The organism is Armatimonas sp. (genome assembly GCF_031410135.1).
Lineage (GTDB): Bacteria > Armatimonadota > Armatimonadia > Armatimonadales > Armatimonadaceae > Armatimonas.
This window is the reverse complement of record NZ_JANNYP010000804.1, coordinates 1-1,762: the sequence shown is the minus strand read 5'-3', so window position 1 is coordinate 1,762 and position 1,762 is coordinate 1. Positions and strand designations below refer to the sequence as shown.

Sequence of the window (1,762 nt, the reverse complement as noted above, 5' to 3'; positions counted from 1 at the left end):
GAAATTTGGAGAGGCTGTAGGAGGCACTTCGTTTGATTTTCCTGACGGAAAGGGCAAGCAAATTGTTAAAAAAATGAGTGAAGCGACCACTGCGGCGGGAATTTCTCAGGTTCCAACTCTCTGGATTCGTGACCGTTCTGGAACGACAAGGTTGGAGGTGCGAGGTGCAACCTACATCCAAACTACCTTAGATAAGTTGACGAGTGGCAGGTAAAACAAATCACGAAAATGCTCAGATGACACAGGAACCTGCTGGCATTTTGTCGTAGTCTTTTAAGACAGGGCAGAGCTGAGGTTGCACTGTACAATGTGAGTGTGTATGCCTCCCTTGTCGTGAATGTCGAAGCCCCTGGTATCAAGCAACCGCTGACCTACCGGGTTCCTGAGGAGCTGGACGAGCTGACGGTGGGGGACTGCGTGGTGGTGCCTTTTGGGCGGCAAGAGGCGATTGGCTACGTGATGAGTCGAGAGGATGCGCCACCCGAAGGGCTTGATCCGAGCATTATCAAGCCGATCAAGGCGAAAGTTCTAGGCGATGGAGCGAGTCTGCCCAAGGCTGTCTTGCAGACGGCGCAGTGGATGGCGCGAGAGTATTTCTGCGATCTCGCGACAGCGGTGCGCTCTGTCATCCCGGACTCGCAGGCTGCGCATCTGATCCGCCGCGTGCAGCTCGTGCCGGGCTGGGAAGAGAAGCTCCCGGAGATTACCACGGCCTCGCATCGCTTAGTGATCGAGACGCTGGCAGGCTGTCCGAGTGAGGCGGCGACGTTAGAAGAATTAGCGGAACTGGTGGCCAGCCGTGTGGACTCGCCGGTGAAGCTGCTGCGCGAGCGGGGGCTTTTGCGCGATGTCTGGACGGTGGAGCCGCCGCGCACGGGGGCCAAGCGGGTGAAGGCGGCCCGGCTCTTGGTGGTCTGGGACGATGCCGAAGACGCAGCCAAAGCCCGTGAGGTGAAAGCCCCGGCGCAGGCCAAGCTCCTGCGGGCGCTCTCCAGTGCGGGTGGCGGGCCACTTCCGGTCAGCAAGCTTATCGCGGAGGCGGGGGTCTCGGCGGCGGCGCTCAAAAAACTCGAAGCCGACGAGTTGATCTCTATCGAAGTGCTCACCGAGCGGCGGCGGCCCTACTCGCTCAGCACCAGCGCCGTGGTCGCCCCTGAGCTGATGCCCGAGCAAAAAGTCGCGCTGGAAGAGATAAAGAAACGGCTCGACTCGCGGGCGCACAATGTCGCGCTGCTCTACGGCGTCACGGGCTCCGGCAAGACCGAGGTCTACCTGCGGGCGATTGCCGAGACGCGCCGCCGGGGACGCACAGCCTTAGTACTGGTGCCAGAGATCGCGCTCACGGCGCAGGTGGTGGATAGCTTTCGCTCGCGCATTGGCGATAGAGTTGCCGTGCTTCACTCGAATCTCTCCCTGGGCGAGCGGCGTGACGAGTGGCAGCGCATTGCCCGTGGTGAGGCCGACGTGGTGGTCGGGGCACGCTCTGCGATTTTTTGCCCCTTGCCCAATGTCGGCCTGATCGTGGTGGACGAGGAGCATGAGAGCAGCTACAAGCAAGACCAGCCCGCACCGCGCTACCACGCTCGGGAAGTGGCGATTGCGCGCGCCAGAGCCACGGGTGCGACGGTGATTCTGGGCTCCGCGACGCCGTCTGTCGAGACGTTCTACAAGGCCGAAAAAGGCGAGTACGGTTTTCTACCACTGCGGGAGCGAGCTCTCTCACGCCCCTTGCCTAGTGTCGAGATCGTCGACCTGCGCGAGG

General features: G+C 61.2%; 2 protein-coding genes. Both read left to right on the top strand.

The window, feature by feature from the left end:
- The coding region (locus tag RMO15_RS29500; RefSeq protein ID WP_309721578.1) for a hypothetical protein at positions 1–214 on the top strand (214 nt) is incomplete at its 5' end.
- Positions 215–315: 101 nt separating this feature from the next.
- The coding region (gene priA, locus RMO15_RS29495; protein ID WP_309721575.1) for a primosomal protein N' at positions 316–1,762 on the top strand (1,447 nt) is incomplete at its 3' end.